The 15,856-nt window shown below is 54.5% G+C and carries 17 protein-coding genes; 6 read left to right on the top strand and 11 right to left on the bottom strand.

Translation table 11 applies throughout. The features are described 5' to 3' along the window. Window positions 1–2 precede the first annotated feature (2 nt). Window positions 3–527 carry a DNA-binding protein gene (locus tag ACRC0P_RS03280; RefSeq protein WP_438628359.1) on the bottom strand — a complete coding sequence of 175 codons (525 nt, stop codon included), beginning with the start codon at window positions 525–527 and terminating at the stop codon, window positions 3–5. A 424-nt stretch (window positions 528–951) separates the two neighbouring features. Between ACRC0P_RS03280 and ACRC0P_RS03275 the strand changes: the two genes are divergently transcribed. The 6 genes from ACRC0P_RS03275 to ACRC0P_RS03250 all read left to right on the top strand — a co-directional run bounded on the left by ACRC0P_RS03275 (window position 952) and on the right by ACRC0P_RS03250 (window position 5,052). Continuing rightward, entirely contained in the window at window positions 952–1,560 is a 609-nt protein-coding gene (locus ACRC0P_RS03275; protein ID WP_438628358.1) for a TetR/AcrR family transcriptional regulator, read from the top strand. Between the two features lie 128 nt (window positions 1,561–1,688). Next, entirely contained in the window at window positions 1,689–2,726 is a 1,038-nt protein-coding gene (locus tag ACRC0P_RS03270; RefSeq protein WP_438628357.1) for an NADP-dependent oxidoreductase, read from the top strand. Between the two features lie 27 nt (window positions 2,727–2,753). Beyond that, window positions 2,754–3,428 carry a type 1 glutamine amidotransferase domain-containing protein gene (locus tag ACRC0P_RS03265; protein WP_438628356.1) on the top strand — a complete coding sequence of 225 codons (675 nt, stop codon included), beginning with the start codon at window positions 2,754–2,756 and terminating at the stop codon, window positions 3,426–3,428. Window positions 3,429–3,534: 106 nt separating this feature from the next. Beyond that, window positions 3,535–4,137: a Fe-S biogenesis protein NfuA gene (gene nfuA / locus ACRC0P_RS03260; RefSeq protein WP_438628355.1), complete on the top strand. Its 603-nt coding sequence runs from the start codon at window positions 3,535–3,537 to the stop codon at window positions 4,135–4,137. Between the two features lie 352 nt (window positions 4,138–4,489). After that, the gene (locus tag ACRC0P_RS03255) at window positions 4,490–4,735 is read left to right on the top strand and encodes a type II toxin-antitoxin system CcdA family antitoxin (protein ID WP_438628354.1); all 246 of its coding nucleotides are present in this window, start codon (window positions 4,490–4,492) and stop codon (window positions 4,733–4,735) included. Continuing rightward, window positions 4,735–5,052, top strand: a complete 318-nt coding sequence (locus tag ACRC0P_RS03250; RefSeq protein ID WP_438628353.1) for a CcdB family protein — start codon at window positions 4,735–4,737, stop codon at window positions 5,050–5,052. The genes ACRC0P_RS03255 and ACRC0P_RS03250 overlap by 1 nt, the downstream gene beginning before the upstream one ends. A 156-nt stretch (window positions 5,053–5,208) precedes the next feature. Here the strand turns inward: ACRC0P_RS03250 and ACRC0P_RS03245 are convergent, their stop codons facing one another. The 10 genes from ACRC0P_RS03245 to ACRC0P_RS03200 form a co-directional block, all read right to left on the bottom strand. Next, window positions 5,209–6,306 carry a calcium:proton antiporter gene (locus ACRC0P_RS03245; RefSeq protein WP_438628352.1) on the bottom strand — a complete coding sequence of 366 codons (1,098 nt, stop codon included), beginning with the start codon at window positions 6,304–6,306 and terminating at the stop codon, window positions 5,209–5,211. 275 nt (window positions 6,307–6,581) lie between these two features. Beyond that, window positions 6,582–9,125, bottom strand: coding sequence for an ATP-dependent helicase HrpB (gene hrpB / locus ACRC0P_RS03240; RefSeq protein ID WP_438628351.1), 2,544 nt, complete (start codon window positions 9,123–9,125; stop codon window positions 6,582–6,584). Window positions 9,126–9,308: 183 nt separating this feature from the next. Further along, window positions 9,309–10,586 (bottom strand): endonuclease, encoded by a 1,278-nt coding sequence (locus tag ACRC0P_RS03235; protein ID WP_438628350.1) that lies wholly within the window; start codon window positions 10,584–10,586, stop codon window positions 9,309–9,311. 470 nt (window positions 10,587–11,056) lie between these two features. Beyond that, entirely contained in the window at window positions 11,057–11,200 is a 144-nt protein-coding gene (locus ACRC0P_RS03230) for a DUF3096 domain-containing protein (protein WP_438628349.1), read from the bottom strand. Window positions 11,201–11,319: 119 nt separating this feature from the next. Further along, window positions 11,320–11,778, bottom strand: coding sequence for a thioredoxin TrxC (trxC, locus tag ACRC0P_RS03225; protein ID WP_438628348.1), 459 nt, complete (start codon window positions 11,776–11,778; stop codon window positions 11,320–11,322). Between the two features lie 85 nt (window positions 11,779–11,863). Continuing rightward, the gene (gene tmpT, locus ACRC0P_RS03220) at window positions 11,864–12,502 is read right to left on the bottom strand and encodes a thiopurine S-methyltransferase (RefSeq protein WP_438628347.1); all 639 of its coding nucleotides are present in this window, start codon (window positions 12,500–12,502) and stop codon (window positions 11,864–11,866) included. A 468-nt stretch (window positions 12,503–12,970) separates the two neighbouring features. After that, window positions 12,971–13,345: a hypothetical protein gene (locus ACRC0P_RS03215; protein ID WP_438628346.1), complete on the bottom strand. Its 375-nt coding sequence runs from the start codon at window positions 13,343–13,345 to the stop codon at window positions 12,971–12,973. A gap of 127 nt (window positions 13,346–13,472) precedes the next feature. After that, entirely contained in the window at window positions 13,473–13,835 is a 363-nt protein-coding gene (locus ACRC0P_RS03210; RefSeq protein WP_438628345.1) for a hypothetical protein, read from the bottom strand. A gap of 859 nt (window positions 13,836–14,694) precedes the next feature. Then, complete coding sequence (locus tag ACRC0P_RS03205) at window positions 14,695–15,315, bottom strand: hypothetical protein (protein ID WP_438628344.1); 621 nt, start codon at window positions 15,313–15,315, stop codon at window positions 14,695–14,697. An 85-nt stretch (window positions 15,316–15,400) separates the two neighbouring features. Further along, window positions 15,401–15,691 carry a hypothetical protein gene (locus ACRC0P_RS03200; protein ID WP_438628343.1) on the bottom strand — a complete coding sequence of 97 codons (291 nt, stop codon included), beginning with the start codon at window positions 15,689–15,691 and terminating at the stop codon, window positions 15,401–15,403. Window positions 15,692–15,856: the final 165 nt, after the last annotated feature.

The following is a 15,856-nucleotide window of genomic DNA, read 5'->3' as shown; positions in this document are numbered from 1 at the left end:
CCTTAAATATGAACCTCAGTTGCCAATAAAGATTGCATTTCAGGGTCAACTCTTTCTGTTTTCCTGTTGAGGTTTATTTGCATATTTATTGAAGCCAGATCTAACATTGTTGGTTCAACTTCTCTGATTTTTTCAGATACGCACCACTGGAGAACAAAAAAAAGATGCCATAAAGGACGCTTGCCAGAATGTAGAGGAAGCGGAAATGTAGATTTAGTTACCAGCTTTCTTACATTTTGGCGGGAACATCTAACAAATGGCGCTATATCAGAAACTCCTACAATATCGGGAGTAGCTTCGATAAATACTGCATCAGGGATTGCATTCCTCACATCACGCATTGCAGAAAGTACTGCATCAACTGCATTTTCTGCTTCTCTATCAAATTGAAGCGATATACGACCGGGATGCCCTAGTCCAATAATCGCGTCATCGCATCCAGCTTCAATTAGTTGGCCAATATACTGTTCCGGGTCTATATCAGCATCAGGAAGTTTATAGTTAAGTGTAAATTCAAACTCTTTCATAAACTTACTCCGCAGACTCATCTGATTCGCCACCGGTACATTTATCAACAGCCTTGATAATCTGCCTCGCATGTTTTCCTGGGTTTCTCGGAGTGCTATATATGCCTGTAATGCAAAAAGCGCCACATCGGCACTCTTTGTCATTATGAGGACAATATATCTTTCCCCACACATGGGAGCCGCCAACCTCAACTCTCCAGCCGCTTTCTTCCGCGTGCTGCAGGGCTCCTTCGATCTCCTTATGAGGGTGTCTATTTCGAGGCATAAGTCCGGCTGCTTCCTTTTTCCTTCAAGTGTAGGAGGAGTTAAGCAAGGTTGTCAATTGACAACTTTTGGTGAGGGCTGCTACCAGATCATTATTGTGACCGAACAGTTCTCTTAGGAATAGACTTGTAATCAAGCGCTCTAGACGACCGGTCTAATTGTGGTTAGACTGCGCGCCATGAAGTCCAGTTACGACGATACACGCCAGCATCTCCTCGATACCGGCCACCGGGTGATGTCCAGCAAGGGCTTCTCCTGTGTCGGCCTGAGCGAGCTGCTGAACACTGCGGGCGTACCCAAGGGTTCCTTCTACCACTACTTCAAGTCCAAGGAGCAGTACGGTCAGGCGCTGCTGGAGGACTACTTCAGTAAATACCTGAAGGATATGGACCTGCTTTTTTCCCTGGAGAGTCGCAGCACCGCCGAAAGCCTGATGCGCTACTGGCGGGAGTGGCTGAAAATCTACAGCGACCCCCGCGACGAGCAGAAGTGTCTGGTGGTAAAGCTGAGCGCCGAAGTGGCCGACTTGTCGGAGCCTATGCGCCTTACCCTGCGGGACGGCACGGACCGGATTATCGCGCGCCTGGCGGAATGCATAGACGCGGGCCGGGAGGACGGTTCGCTGCCGCAGAGCCTGAATGCCCGAAAGAGCGCCGTCACCCTTTACCAGATGTGGCTGGGCGCCAGCCTGCTGGCCAAACTGCATCGCACCGACGAGTCCATGGTCCAGGCGATGGAGGTGACGCGCACTCTACTGGGCCAGGAATAGTCCCGAATTTTTCGACCCGCCTCGAGGCGGGTATTTTTGAAGCACGAATTAGACGACCGGTCTAATTGATATTGGGTCAAGAGCAGTCCCCAATAAATAAACGTTCCACCAATCGAAGGAGTCGATCCATGTCGCAATCCACCGACAAGAACCGCCGCATCGTGCTGGCTTCGCGCCCCGAAGGCGCACCCGCCGCAGAGAATTTCCGCCTGGAAGAGGAGCCGCGGCCGCAGCCCGGGGAGGGGCAACTGCTGCTGCGCAGTGTCTATCTATCTCTGGACCCCTATATGCGCGGGCGCATGAGCGATGCCCCCTCCTATGCCGAGCCGGTGGAGATCGGGGAGACCATGGTGGGCGGCACGGTGAGCAAAGTCGTGGAGTCCCGCCATCCGGATTACGAGGTCGGCGATTGGGTGCTGGCCTACAGCGGCTGGCAGGACTACGAGCTGTCCGACGGCTCCGGGCTCACCAATCTCGGAGCGGATCTGCAACATCCTTCCTACACTCTGGGAGTACTGGGCATGCCGGGCTTTACCGCCTACAAGGGCCTGCTGGATATCGGCGAACCCGAGCCCGGTGAGACCCTGGTGGTCGCCGCCGCGACCGGCCCCGTTGGCGCCACCGTCGGCCAGATCGGCAGGATTGTGGGCTGTCGCGTGGTGGGTATCGCCGGTGGCGCGGAGAAATGCCGTTATGCGATGGATGAGTTGGGTTTCGACGCCTGTATCGATCATCGCGCGGAAGATTTTGTCGGGCAACTGGCCGCGGCTTGCCCCGACGGTATCGACGTGTATTTCGAGAATGTCGGCGGCAGGGTTTGGGATGCGGTGCTGCCGCTGCTCAACAACTTTGCACGGGTTCCCGTCTGTGGTCTGGTCTCCCAGTACAACGCCACTTCGCTGCCAGAGGGGCCGGACCGCTCGGGGCTGCTGATGGGCCAGGCCCTGGTAAAACGTCTGAAAATCCAAGGCTTCATCATGCTGGACCACTACGGTCCCCGTCTCGACGATTTTCAGCGGGATATGTCGGAATGGCTCGCCGCCGGCAGGATCAAGTATCGGGAAGAAATTGTCGACGGACTCGAGAAGGCACCGCAGGCTTTTATGGGCATGCTGGAGGGCGGCAATTTCGGCAAGCTCGTGGTGCGCGTCGGCACCGACAGCTGATTTTTCAAATACAGGGAAAGGCTGACGATGAAAATTTTGATGGTACTCACCTCCCACGACCAACTCGGTGATACCGGCAGGAAAACCGGTTTCTGGCTGGAGGAGCTGGCGGCACCTTATTACGTCTTCAAGGATGCGGGCGCGGAGATAACCCTGGCTTCGCCGAAGGGCGGTCAGCCTCCCCTGGACCCGAAAAGCGAGGCCCCGGATTCACAAACCGAGTCCACCGAGCGCTTCCACAAGGATTCGGAGGCACAGGGCGCACTGGCCAATACAACACCACTCGACGACATCGGGCAGGAGGACTACGACGGTGTCTTCTATCCGGGCGGTCACGGACCCCTTTGGGACCTGGCGGAAGACAAGAACTCCATCGCCCTGATCGAGTCCTTCTACGCCGCCGGCAAACCGGTTGCCGCGGTCTGCCATGGGCCGGGAGTGTTCCGCCATGCCAAGAGGGCTGACGGTGAACCCCTGGTCAGCGGCAAGCGCGTCACCGGATTCGCCAATTCGGAAGAAGATGCAGTGGAGTTGACCGAGGTGGTGCCCTTTCTGGTTGAGGACATGCTGCGGGCCAACGGCGGCCTCTACACCAAGGCGGAAGACTGGCAGAGCCATGTGGTCACTGACGGACAGCTGATTACCGGTCAGAACCCGGCCTCTTCGGAAGAGACAGCCAGGGTTCTGCTTGCCCGGCTGTAATGCCGATACGAGGAGTAGGGGCGAATTTCGCGTTCGCCCCGGTTTAACTTGCGGCCAACTGAGAGTAAAATACCCGAGTAAGAAACTCGGTTATTTGAGAAGCTTTATGTCACAACAGCCTTCAGACCTGAACGTCACTATCACCGAATCCGCCCAGGATTACCTTCGTGAGCTGCTGGAGAAGCAGGACTGCGAGGGTATCGCTGTGCGCATGTTCGTATCGAATCCCGGCACTCCCAACGCGGAGACCTGTATCGCCTACTGCCGTCCCGGGGAGGAGCAGGAAGGAGACGTGATGGTGGAGTACGAGGGCCTGAAGGCTTACTTCGAAGGGCGCAGCATCCCTTACCTGGACGAAGCCCGGGTGGACTACTCCACGGACAAGATGGGCGGCCAGCTCACCATTCGCGCGCCCAACTCGCGTATGCCGAAAGTCACCGACGACAGCCCCATCGAAGACCGTATCAACTACGTGCTATACAGCGATATCAACCCCGGCCTCGCCGCCCACGGCGGCCAGGTGAGCCTGGTGGAGGTGACCGAAGACCACTATGCAGTACTGAAATTCGGCGGCGGCTGCCAGGGCTGTGGCATGGTGGATATGACCCTGAAAGAGGGCGTGGAAAAGACCCTGAAGGAAAAGATTCCCGAACTGGCCGGGGTCAAGGACATTACCGATCACACGGACAAGACCCAGGCTTATTATTGATGTGCCGGGAGCCCCGACCCCGCGCTGGACGTGCAGCACCATAGATCGCAAACAGGCTCTTAGGGACGAAAAGCAAAAATACGGGCGGCGCCCTTTAACTTACCGACCTGACGAGAACAAATCCGGAACCCCTGGGATTCCGGATTTTTTATGGTGAGTAAGGATGGATCAAACTTCACCATTCCCGGTGAAACGCCCTGTGCAGGTCCGACGCTTCGGTGCAGGGTGGGGCTAGCCCGGATATTGCACCACGCCGCTCATGTTTCTCCGCTGGGAAACTGGTTGAAAACCACCCGGAATGTACCCTAACATGTTGATGCGCATACATATGCGCATCAACAGGAGCTACGCCATGCAATCTTTTTTTGACCCAAATGCCCCCAAAAAGGCTACCAACTTGAGCATAAACAGTGACCTGCTGGTCAAATCTCGCTCAATGCACATTAATTTATCCGCCACTTTAGAGCAAGCCTTGACTCAAGAGCTCGCCAAAAGAGAGGCCGAACGATGGAGGAACGAGCATAAGGCGGCAATTAAAGCCTACAACGAGTTTGTTAATGAGCACGGTGGTTTCGGTGATGAGTTTAGGAATTTTTAATGGCTCAGTTTGATGTATACCGGAACCTCAGTAAGGCGACTCAAAAAGCCTTTCCCTTCATTCTGGATGTACAGCACGAGTACATATCCGATCTCAATACAAGGATTGTACTCCCGTTAGGACGGCTCAAATATTTTCAGAACGAGAATTTGGGAAAGCTAACACCAACCGTTGAGTATGAAGGAGAAGAGCTACTTATTCTTACTCCGCAGATAGCCTCTATGCCTCGAAATAAACTCAAAAATCCAATTGGCACTTTAGAGCATTTTCGTTCGGAAATTTTAGCGGCGCTGGACTTCGCTATCACAGGCATTTAACGTTGGCGCGCACGACGGCATGTGCGGCCTTGGGGGATTGTTCGGTAAGCCCACAGAGAATAGCGCTGAAGGCTTTTATGTACTTGTATATGTTGCCGCAGTCGCCGATACCGGAGCTTAAGCGGTAGATAGGAAGAGTGCAGATTTTACACCGATTCAAGGCACCATCGCGGTAAAAATAAATACCGCGAAAACCACCAAGTGCACGGACCCCTGCAGTATCGTGGCGCGCCCGCCGGACAGGGTCATGGTTGTCAACAGCAGGGTTAGCGCAAGCAGCGTTATTTCCTTGGGGGGCAGGCCGAGATGCATCGGCAGGTCCAGGAAGATGGAGGTAAAGACCACCGCGGGAATGGTCAGGCAGATACTGGCGAGCGCCGAGCCCAGGCTGAGGTTGAAGCTGATCTGCATGCGGTTGCGCAGGGCCAAACGGATGGCGGCGGTGGTTTCCGGCAGCAACACCATCGCGGCGATGGCGATGCCCACTACCGCGTGCGGCATGCCCGCGCGCCGGACAAAACCTTCGATGGGCGGCGCCAGTGATTCCGCGAGGCCGACGACAGCAACCAGGGACAGGATCAGCAAAAGCAGGCTGGACCCGGCGGCGAGAGTCGAAGGTGTACGCTCATCCCTGGTTTCGACACCCTCGGCCTCGGGCAGGAAATAATCCCGGTGGCGGATGGTTTGCACAAAAATAAACACGCCGTACAGCAACAGCGAGACCACACCGGCGAATATCAACTGGGAGCTGGAAAAGGTCGGGCCTTCGGTACTGAAGGTGAAATCCGGCAGCACCAGGATAGTGGTGACCAGGGTCGCGAGAACCGCCAGGGCCGGCGTTGTTCCCTCGGTGCGGAAGCCGAGGACCCGGTGCTTCAGGGCGCCCGCCAGCAGGCACAGGCCGATGACCCCGTTGCACACAATCATCACCGTCGCGAAAACCGTATCCCGCGCCAAGCCTTTGGAGGTTATGACGTCCGACAGCATCAGCGACAGGATCAGTGAAACCTCGATCACCGTGACCGCCAGCGCGAGCACCAGTGCGCCGAAGGGCTCGCCCACGCGGCGCGCTATAACCTCCGCATGGTGAACGGCGACGAGGACCGCCGCGATCAGCGCGGCCGTGGAAACCAGCAGAAGAAACCACCCCGGCGAACGCCCCCAGACCAGGGCCAGCACCCCGCAGGCGGCCAGTGGTGCGCCTATGCTCCACAGCTGGAATTTGCGCGACAGGCGGGTAATCAGTTGCAGCATGGGTCCCTTGCTTTCGGGTCTCTTGATTACTTAGAGCTTGTTCATAATCTTACGTTTCTGAGCGTGACTGGGTGGGATGGCCCTTCGCGGGACACGGGCTAGGCGCCCCCCTTAAATACGTCCCTGTATGCTCGTAATCGGCATCCCTGCCTCATACGGTCCCGCAAAGGGCCATCCCACCCAGTCTGCCAACCTCGTCAGGAGATTATGAACAGGTTCTTAGGCGGTGTAGGAGAACGGCACTCCGCCATTCAGTTTGGCCCAATTGTCGCGCTCTATGGCGAATCCATGCGCTTTTTGGTCTTGCTGGTTGCCTGCGCCGTCAGCGGATCGTCCGGCCAGTAGTGTTTCTGGTACCTGATCCTGAGTTCTTTCTTCACTTCCTGGTAGGTGTTGGTCCAGAAGCTGGCCAGGTCCCGGGTGACCTGCACCGGCCGCCGGGCGGGGGAGAGCAGGTGAATCATCAGGGGATACTGCCCCTTGAGAACCGCCGGGGTCTGCGCCAGGCCGAACATTTCCTGCAGGCGCACCGCCAGCACCGGCTCTTCCCCTTCGTAATCGATCGGAATACGCGAGCCACTGGGCGCGGTGAAATGGGCTGGAGCCAGTTCGTCTATCTGTTGCTGGCAGGGCCAGTGCAGCTGGCTTCGCAATATACTGTGCAGGTCGAGCTGTTTCAGCTGTTCCAGTTTGCTGAGGCCCTGCAGATGGGGAAGCAGCCAGTCTTCCAGGGATTCTCTCAGCGCTGTGTCGCTCCAGTCCGGCAGTGCCAGTTCCGCCAGCAAATTGGGAAATTCATTCACATTGCGGCGCAGAAACTCTACCCGGGCGCGCAGGGCAACGGCGTCTCTGCTCCAGGGCAGAGTATTCAGCCCCTTCTGGCGAATGGCATCCAGCAGGGCGCGGCTGAGCAATTCCGGGGAAATATTTTTTGCCGGCTGTTCATCCAGCACTATGCGTCCGAGGGTGGTGCGTTCGCTGGCAACGGCGCGATCACTACTGTCATCCCAACGCACGGACTCGTTCCGCTCGATCAAATCGGCAAAGTACTCGCGCAGAACCGATTCGGAAATACGCGCGGCCAACTGGATACGCGCATCGCGGCCCTGGCCGTCCAGCTCCGCGATCACCAGGTAATCCGCCAGGGCCAGTTCGTCGTCGTGGGAGAAGTGGGCACCGCGGCCGCTGGCCAACAGAAAGCGGCGCTCGCGGTCGTGGCGGTTGCGGGCGATTCGATCCGGGTAGGCCAGGCCCAGCAGCACGCCGGTGCGGTCGATATCGTCGATCCCGCTTGCGTTGCCTTCCGCTCCCGGCAGCTGCCCCTGCCAGATTCCGGCCTGCCGGCGGATGCGCTGTATGGCCCCTTTGTCGGCATTTGGATTCTTTGCCCGGTCGAGGAGAACCTCCATGCGTTTGTGGATATCCCGGTCCCAGCGTTGCTCGCCCCGGAATATATCCCGTTCGGAAAGCAGCGATGCCAACAGGCAGGCCTCCCGCGCCAGGCCCCAGTGGAGGCTGCGGATCATCATATGGGCGAGGCGCGGGTGGGTGCCCAGCGCCAGCATCGCCTTGCCGTGTGCGGTGATCCGCTGTTCCCGGTCGAGCGCGCCGAGTTGCTGCAACAGCTCCCGGGCCTGGGCCACGGGCCCGGGCGGCGGCGGGTCCAGCCAGCGCAGCTCGTCCACTTCGCGAACGCCCCAGTGGGCCAGTTCCAGTACCAGTGGCGCCAGATCGCTGATCAGGATTTCCGGGGCGTTTTTGGGGGCCAGGCCCTGCTGCCGGGATTCACTCCACAGGCGCAGGCACTGGCCTTCGCTCAGGCGTCCGGCGCGGCCACAGCGCTGTGTGGCCGAGGCCTGGGAGATATTGGTGGTCACCAGGCGGTTCATACCGGTGTTCGGATCGAAGCGGGACTCCCGCATCAGACCCGAATCCACCACCATGCGGATGCCCTCGATGGTGAGGCTGGTTTCCGCCACGTTGGTGGCCAACACGATTTTGCGCCGGCCGGGCGGGGAGGGCGCTATGGCGGTATCCTGCTGCTGTTTACTCAGGTCGCCGTAGAGCGGGGCGATGGTGATCTCCTTGCGGTCGGCGAGTTGTTCCCGCAACCGTTCCTCCACCTGCCTGATCTCGCCGACGCCCGGCAGAAAGCCCAGCAGGCTGCCATCCTCCACGTTCATCCACTCGACAATCTTGCGGGCCATCAGCGCGGGCAGTTGGCGGTTGTCATCGGGAACCTGACGGTGCGGCAGGTAGTGGACGTGAATCGGGAAGCTGCGGCCCTCACTGCTGACCACCGGTGCACCGCCGAGCAGGCCGGCCACCGCTTCGGTTTCCAGGGTGGCGGACATCACCAGCAGTTTCAGGTCCTCGCGCAGATACTCCTGGGATTGCAGGCACAGGGCCAGGGACAGATCCCCTTGCAGATTGCGCTCGTGAAATTCGTCGAAGATCACCAGCGCCGTCTGCGGGAGTTCCGGGTCCGACTGTAGCAACCGGGTCAGGATTCCCTCGGTGACCACCAGTATACGGGTTCTGCCACTCACCTTGCGCTCGGCGCGGATCTGGTAGCCCACCGTCTGCCCGACCGGCTCCCCCAGCAGTTCCGCCATACGCGCAGCCGCACTGCGCGCCGCCAGTCGCCGCGGCTCCAGCATGACAATGTTTCTGTCTCCCAGCCAGTCGCAGTCCAGCAGCGCCAGCGGCACCATTGTGGTCTTTCCGGCGCCGGGCGGGGCCTGGAGGACGACATTGTCGTGCCGGCCCAGGGCGGAGAGCAGTTCGGGTAAAGCGGCGTGAATGGGTAACTCTGACATGGGCGGGATTATAACGGGTTGGAGACCCGTCGATATATGAGCGAAAACTGAGCCTGTAGGCCGGGGTGAACGGATAAGGCAAGCGTGGGCACGATGATCCTGTAGGATGGGCAAAGCGAAGCGTGCCCATCACAGCCCTGGATTGACGGGACGTCCGAGGCGACTGCCCGGAACTGACCCGGATTACTGCCCCCAGATGGACTCCACGTATTCCGGATGGTCCACGAAGGGATTGCGGTTGCCCTGGAACTCCTGGGCCGCAGCGTTGCGGTCGAGTTCCCACTGGCTCACGGGGTCGGCATTGTGCCAGTCGATCAGCAACTGCAGTGCCCAGTCTTCAAACACCTGATTACTGGAGCCGTCCAACACGGCATCACCATAGGTGCTGTAGTTTTCCCAGCCGGCAATCACGTTTTGGTAGCGGGTGGCCATATAGAAGTGGGCCCTCGCCACATCGCCCTTGAACTCGTCAATAGGTTCGAACACCGTGCCGGTATAGCCCTGGCTGGACTGACCAGTGCCGAGCTTGCTGCCGTTACTGGACACGGCGCTGCTGGTGGCCACTTCACCATAGGGGTGGCTGGCGCGCAGGGCATTTACATAGCCGTCGGAGGCAAAAATGTGGTGTACGTCGGTATTCATCGGCGCTACGGCGCCACCGAACCAGGAGCGCGGAAAGCTGTGCTCGCGGTTGTAGCAGTCGCCTTCGCTGTCGTAGTTGCCACACTGGTCGCTCACCGCGGTGTAGTTGTAGGAATCGCCTCCGGTGGGATTCTCCGAATAGATATCCAGAATCGATCCGTCCCGCTCGTAGTGGTAGTCCAGGTCATTGGCGGCATAGAAGCTCCACAGTGCGCTGTAACTCTGGGCGGAGTGATTCCTGATGATGTTGTAGAGCGCTGTTTTCAGGTTATAGCCGCTCAGGCCCTCCGCGGTGTCATAATAGCCGTCATCGCTGCCACCGCCGCTGGTGTCTGTGGGTTCAAAGGCATCCACATAAACCACTTCAGCGCCGTCGAAGCCTGTCCGGTCGTAGAACCGCAGTCCCACTTCGATAGTGCCGCTGGTGCTGGCAGTGAAGCTGTAGCTGAGCTGCTGCCACTGACCGGTGTGCGAATAGTTGGTGTAATCGCGATAACCGTTAACGTAGAGGCGCGCACTCACATGGCCCTCGGTGTGGCGAACCCACACGGAAAAATCATAGGTTTGTCCCGCGGTGACACTCACTGTCTGCCGAAAATCCGTCGACGATTGCTTGCCGGTTTTGACAGTTATCGCCGCTGAAGAATTGCCGCTGTAAACGGTGGAAGTGCTTTGATTGACACTGATCCCTGAGTCAATGGTGGTCCAGTCGTCGGGATTGCCACCGGCCCAGTGTTCGAAACCACCGTTTTCCACGCCGGCATTCGCCCACTGACTAAATACCGATAACAATAAAAACATTCCAAGGTATTGCTTCATTACTATTGTCCTGAGAATTGCAGTTAGGGATATAAAGAGAGAACCCGTCCCGGTATACCGCTATAGTTGCTCGCTCATGGGAGCAATTGGAACAGGTGGTGGAATCCGGAGTTCCACCTCTGCCCGGCTACTGATCAATCTACCGGCGACTACGAAACTATCGCAGGACAGATCTGGTGATCGCCTGGTCAACCGTATGAAGCCCCTTAACTGACAGCTATAGTGGTTGCCCGACACAATAGTGTTTATATATGACAGTATTTGGTGCGTTTCTGTGATCGATACAAATTAGTGCAAGCACCACCGCAGTTGATAGTGGATCTTTATATGAATTGGCTGACCTTATGGTGGACCGGGGCGCCATCTAGGTAGATTGGGAGCACGACAAAGTGGCAGGCTTCCGCATTGAAAGCCTGTGCCCAAAAAGAATGCTGCGCAAAAGACAGTTTCGTCAGGTTGACAGCCGGATTCTAGACTTGGATACCAAATATCTGAACCAACCCGATAATGATCAAATAGATAGCGACGATGTAATTGAGCAGTCTTGGCCATATCAGTATTGCGATGCCCGAGAGTACGGAGATAACGGGCACCAATTCAAAATGTAGAGTCATATCCATTCACCATTGACTGTGTGATTTTTTGCGCCAACCGGCAAGCCTTGTTCGTAATTTCGAACTTAATGTAGTCCAAGATTGCGATAAACGCATCAGATTGTCGGCGTTTTTACTTGCTAGCGAGTCAAGAAAGGTTGTTGCTGGTACAGCCACTGCTGAAACTGGGCTTTAGGCAATGCGCCTGACAGCCGCGCAACCTCCCGGCCACCATAGAACAGCATCAGGGTCGGAATGGAACGGATCTGGTAATTCGCCGCAGCGGTCGGGTTGGCCTGGGTATCCAGCTTGATAAAAGTGGCCCGGGTCGCCATTTCCGCCGCCACCTGGCTGAAAACCGGCGCAAACTGCCGACAGGGGCCACACCAGGGCGCCCAGAAGTCCACGACCACCGGCAGCCCCGACTTGTCGATAAAGCGGCGGAAGCTCTGGTCTGTGGTCGCCTCGATTGGCCGCCCGTTAAGCAGTGCGCTCTGGCATTTGCCGCACAGGGGGCGGTCGTTGAGTTTGTGGGCGGGTACGCGGTTGATTGTGCCGCAAGTGGGGCAGACAATCTGCAAAGGGGAGGTATCGGTCATTCGAGGATCTCAGCAGGTCAGTACTGGCAAGTATATATGTATCGGTTACCTGATTTTAATCCATGTGTCGGCAGCCATGTATACTTCAGCTATTGCTGAGTAGCCACACATGTTCCCGGGCCGGACATTGTCCTTTCAGTCCTCCGGGCACATCCTTGATTTCCAGAAGCGTTAGTTGGTAGTAATCGCTATAGTGATTGCTGACCTCCTCATCAGTGACAGAGAAGGGCGGGCCTGGCAACAGCGTCTGATCGTAAACAAAAGTAATCAGCAACTGAGATGCTTTCCGTGTGATCTCCATCAGGTGCGCTGTGTAACGGCGACGTATCTTTTCGGGCAGAGCCACTAGAGCAGCCCGATCATAGACGGCATCAACCGGGCCCAATATCTCACCGGACAAATCGAAAATGTCGCCGCCGTAGATATCGATATTTCCAGCGCTGTAATGCTTTATTTTGCCGAGATCAGAGATCTGAGGTTCGACACCGAGTTCCGTAAACAGTTGTTCGATAGCCACGGTGCTCAGTTCGGCGCCGGAAACGCGGTAGCCCTTAGACAGTAACCAGGCGATATCAAGGGTTTTTCCGCACAGCGGTAAAAATATGCGGGCGCCTTTCTCTAAAGAAAGTTCGTGGAAGTGATCTACCAGCGCCGGATTGGCTTCGTGCTCGTGAAAGCCAATATCATTGTCCTCCCACTTTTGAAGCCAAAAATCGTGTTCCATCCCCTGTGATCCTCTTGATCTCCGCCACTTTAGTGGCCATAGCTGATAACCCGAGTGATCTGCCAAGTGCCGCCCGCATTACGCCAGAGATGGGCGAGCTTCGGTGCAGCAACAAGCTGGCCGGGCTCGCCGCTCCTTCTTGTAGACTTTCGCAGAATCAGGCTGCGATGCTCTGGCCGATATGTGCCAAAGACCAGCATTGCCCCAATCAACGTGATTATCGCCCCCAACTCCGAACAACAACCACAGCAAGAGGGCCTTCTAACCACTGGCCAAAGGTCTGTTCGAGTGCTATTTGAGGCGCGATTGGGGCTAACACTATCGTGCAAGTAATAAGCCCGAAAATCAGCATGATCCATTTAACATTCTTTCGATAAATTGCGCCTGGAGCTTCTCTATTTTGTGTATAACGCTTCAGGGGCCAAGCGCGAGCGCGTCAGCGCGAAGCGTCCTTGTTGACCTGATTGTTTAAATTTTTTCGACTTTAACGATTTCATATTCGGTATGTCCGTACTCTGTTCTTGGTGCGCCGAGCCACACTCTAAATTCGCCTTCCGCATCTAAGTCTACGCGGCCATCAACAGCTGCGTTTCCATCTAGATAAACGGACAACTCACCATAACCAGATTTGGTGGATAGAGAACCTACGGCCCAGGTCATATACTTGTCTTCAACGAAGCCACCACCATCGATAATATCGAGAGCCCCGACCAGTTCGATAGGCCACTCTTTATTCCCTTTAAGTGATTTATTTTCTGCGGCACTAATTGCCTCATCAGATCCCGAGCATGCTGTAAGTATGGCAACCAAGGTTAATACGAATAATTTAGATGTGAATTTCATATTTATCTCTCATATTTAGGTTTTTTCGAGTGGTCGATGCTGTATGACCGTTTAATGCTTGCAGCATGCGCGGCTGCGGAATGGAGGCGAAGCCGCAATGGAGTAGCCGTCGCCGTGCCTGCGATTGTTAAACATTGCCCTTGGGGTAAACCATGGGGATGGAAAATTTTATGCGTGATTCGCTTGAACTGCTTTCAGTAGACTTCTTACCACCATCAACTCCAATTGAAGCAATTGATAATTTAAGACCACCTCCTGCTTCCGAGCCACTATCAGCGTGTAGGGCTACATCAAAGTCTACGAGCTGAACCAATTGCTCTTTTTGTTGGAAAGTTTCATTGATCCTTCCGTATGCTTTTGCCTCATTAGAATAGGCTTGTATACCATGAGGATTTGCAATGGCAGTTGTGTCTTTTAATTGTTCGTTTGCTTCGATAATCCCTTCTGATATTTGAACAAGAGATTCTCGAATAAATTCTTTAAGGTCCACTTTCTCTCCTGATGCTTAATGCCCGAGCAAGGACGACCAAGGCTGCGCACATATTGTGCCAAAAAGGGAGCGCAGCGACCAGCACAATATGTGCACAGCATTGGGCGTCCCGCGGAGGCCCGAAGGGCCGGAGAAAACTGCCTGCGATTATTATGAGTGGTACTTGGCATGATTTGGCCCAGGGTTTACAACCTTTAGAGGCACTCTTGCTAAATGAAAGGTACACCCAGCCAACATTATCGGCCAAGCTATCCAATGTAAAATTGGACTCGAGAATAACTTAAGGTTCGGCACCAGAATCATAATTGGAACCAGATTTATAGTAGAGAAAAGTCTTTCTATTTTCAGCTCAGCCTTACAGGATTCACATGTAAATATTATGCCAGGAACAGTCAGTTTTCTTAGCTTTGATAGTGCCGTGTTTTTACATTGTGGACATGTGGCGTCTATTTTCACTGCTCAGAACTCACCTTACAACATATATTTACTGACCAAAAAAACGATGTCAAACCGAACATTGACATACCGGCTAGTAAAACCGCAATTACCTGGTTTGACGGAGAAAGATTAAACGCCCCCCTGTTGTTCCGGCAAGCATTAATAGAAGAAATGCAAGCAACGTAAGAGTGCCGATGACTTTACACAGATTTGTTACAACGACTGATAGTGGCGTATAAAAAATTGAGGCTACTATTAGCGTGGCAAAAATTGGGAGCAACAGATGCCCAACAGTAAAACCGAAAACTGAGGTACTATAGAAAAACATGCCCAGGCTGGTTGTCGCCAATAGAATTTTTAGTATATTAGTTATCATGTCACTAGATTCCTGTCATCACATAACGCCCTCTGCTTGCGGTTGTTAGCTTTTAGCACTTTTGTAAACAGAACGCGCCCAGAAACCTAGGAAGACAGGGAAGGAAATGACAAGCCCGTATGTGTAATAATCCCCTATATTGTATTGGTAGAGTAAGTATCTGAGTGACTCATATACTGCAAATTTAAAAACTACGATGAGCAAAAACCCAAACCAGAAGACTGTAGTTATTACATTTTCTTTGCCCTGAACCGATCGAACTAAGTAAGCAGGAGAGACATAATACCAAGCAGATCTAAAATTACTTACCAAACTCTTGAAGTGCGCATATATAGCGAAGAGTGAAAAATTGCAAAGAATTCCAGTCCAAGCAATCAGATGCTGCTTTATAGGCATTATTTTGTAGGATAAAAAATAGTTGGAAAAATCCGCGTACAAACAATAGATCGGGAATATTAAAAAAGTCAAAGTGGAAAGATATAACTTTCCTGTATTGGATAGTCCTTTTGGATTAAAGCAAAGAACCCCAAGCACCAAAATCACCAAATGGAGGACATTAAATACTTCCAGATCTATTCTTTTAAAGTCAAGAAGGTTTGAAGCAAAGGTTCCAACTGCGTAAAGCGCGTAGATAGTAAAAATATAGATTGCGTACTTCTTGTTCATTATCATCCTTGCTTTTTCTTAATCTTGTGCAAGCTAACGTTGGCAGCACGCGCGCCGCTTTTCGGCGTCGCTGTGCCTGCCTTTGTTAAATGCTTTTTGGCACATAAGGCCAAATTTCGTTTTTAGGATACGCATAATGCCAGTAGCCCGCTTCTATCCAGCGCAAAGGCGCGAAGACCACATTAGCGATAGCAGCCACTTTTGCCGACTTCGGCTGCAATGACCCAACGAAGTCGCTTTTTACCACCGTGTGGGAAGCCGTGCTTACTACACCGACACCATTGATAAAGTAGGCTGAATGATGTACCAGAATGCCATTGCTGCGAACACCGTAGTATCCGCTAGTGTATACCAGGGCTAGAATTACGACGATCAAGACATGTTTCATATTCGCTAGGTACATTTAACGTCGCAATCAGCTGCGGTGAAGTTTGTGCGTTTTTTGCGCGATCATGGGAGCGCAGCGACCGCGTAAAAAATGCACAAACTTAGCCGTCGGATGCATTGCCTGGTTAAAGGGATGCCTCGCAGTGACGACAAA

Source organism: Microbulbifer sp. (assembly GCF_051659245.1).
GTDB lineage: Bacteria > Pseudomonadota > Gammaproteobacteria > Pseudomonadales > Cellvibrionaceae > Microbulbifer.
This window is presented reverse-complemented; position numbering and strand designations above follow the sequence as displayed.

Excerpts from the sequence above, each read along its gene's own strand:
- ACRC0P_RS03280 (WP_438628359.1), bottom strand. The coding sequence starts at position 527 with ATGAAAGAGTTTGAATTTACACTTAACTATAAACTTCCTGATGCTGAT.
- nfuA (WP_438628355.1), top strand. The coding sequence starts at position 3,535 with ATGTCACAACAGCCTTCAGACCTGAACGTCACTATCACCGAATCCGCC.
- ACRC0P_RS03250 (WP_438628353.1), top strand. The coding sequence starts at position 4,735 with ATGGCTCAGTTTGATGTATACCGGAACCTCAGTAAGGCGACTCAAAAA.
- ACRC0P_RS03215 (WP_438628346.1), bottom strand. The coding sequence starts at position 13,345 with ATGAAATTCACATCTAAATTATTCGTATTAACCTTGGTTGCCATACTT.
- ACRC0P_RS03205 (WP_438628344.1), bottom strand. The coding sequence starts at position 15,315 with ATGAACAAGAAGTACGCAATCTATATTTTTACTATCTACGCGCTTTAC.
- ACRC0P_RS03270 (WP_438628357.1), top strand. The coding sequence starts at position 1,689 with ATGTCGCAATCCACCGACAAGAACCGCCGCATCGTGCTGGCTTCGCGC.
- ACRC0P_RS03265 (WP_438628356.1), top strand. The coding sequence starts at position 2,754 with ATGAAAATTTTGATGGTACTCACCTCCCACGACCAACTCGGTGATACC.
- ACRC0P_RS03235 (WP_438628350.1), bottom strand. The coding sequence starts at position 10,586 with ATGAAGCAATACCTTGGAATGTTTTTATTGTTATCGGTATTTAGTCAG.
- ACRC0P_RS03245 (WP_438628352.1), bottom strand. The coding sequence starts at position 6,306 with ATGCTGCAACTGATTACCCGCCTGTCGCGCAAATTCCAGCTGTGGAGC.
- tmpT (WP_438628347.1), bottom strand. The coding sequence starts at position 12,502 with ATGGAACACGATTTTTGGCTTCAAAAGTGGGAGGACAATGATATTGGC.
- trxC (WP_438628348.1), bottom strand. The coding sequence starts at position 11,778 with ATGACCGATACCTCCCCTTTGCAGATTGTCTGCCCCACTTGCGGCACA.
- ACRC0P_RS03230 (WP_438628349.1), bottom strand. The coding sequence starts at position 11,200 with ATGACTCTACATTTTGAATTGGTGCCCGTTATCTCCGTACTCTCGGGC.
- ACRC0P_RS03255 (WP_438628354.1), top strand. The coding sequence starts at position 4,490 with ATGCAATCTTTTTTTGACCCAAATGCCCCCAAAAAGGCTACCAACTTG.
- hrpB (WP_438628351.1), bottom strand. The coding sequence starts at position 9,125 with ATGTCAGAGTTACCCATTCACGCCGCTTTACCCGAACTGCTCTCCGCC.